Source organism: Oceanospirillum linum (assembly GCF_001995095.2).
GTDB classification, from domain to species: Bacteria; Pseudomonadota; Gammaproteobacteria; order Pseudomonadales; family Halomonadaceae; genus Oceanospirillum; species Oceanospirillum linum.
In genome coordinates this window covers 1-462 of record NZ_MTSD02000074.1, presented here as the reverse complement: position 1 = coordinate 462, position 462 = coordinate 1, and the positions used below count along the sequence as shown (strand labels likewise).

The window sequence follows — 462 nt, the reverse complement described above, 5'->3', positions numbered from 1 at the left end:
ATATTGGTGGCACGTAAAGTTTCTGTACGCTGCTGTACTCTAAGCTCAAGTTTGTCATTGGCTTCTTTAAGTGCATCACGGGCCTGTTCAGCTTCTATTTGAGCTTTATCTTTCTGGCGAATCTCTTGGGTAAGAAGGTGCTCATGATCTTGTATCACTCGCTGCATACTTAAAAAGCTTTTGGCTAAACCTCCCAACTCATCCTTGCGTTGCGTATCTAAAAAGATATTACGTTCACCGTCGGCTACTTTGTGAATCGCATAAGTGAACTCGCGCAAAGGCTTCCCAACTTGCCAAGATAACAGCAGATAAACGATGGCTAGCTCAAGCAGTAGTGAAATAAAGCTGATCTGCAAAACAAATTCAGAGCTTTTAAAGGCTTGCTCTTCGATAGATTGTCTTGGATAGGCTGCGACTATATACCAGTCAGGCTCTGGTATATGGCTTATGGCGAGGTAAAAG

General features: G+C 43.1%; 1 protein-coding gene. It reads right to left on the bottom strand.

Annotation, left to right across the window (positions count from 1 at the left end):
- Nucleotides 1-462 (bottom strand): HAMP domain-containing protein (locus BTA35_RS16680; RefSeq protein WP_139363711.1); only part of this gene is annotated, 462 nt, incomplete at both ends.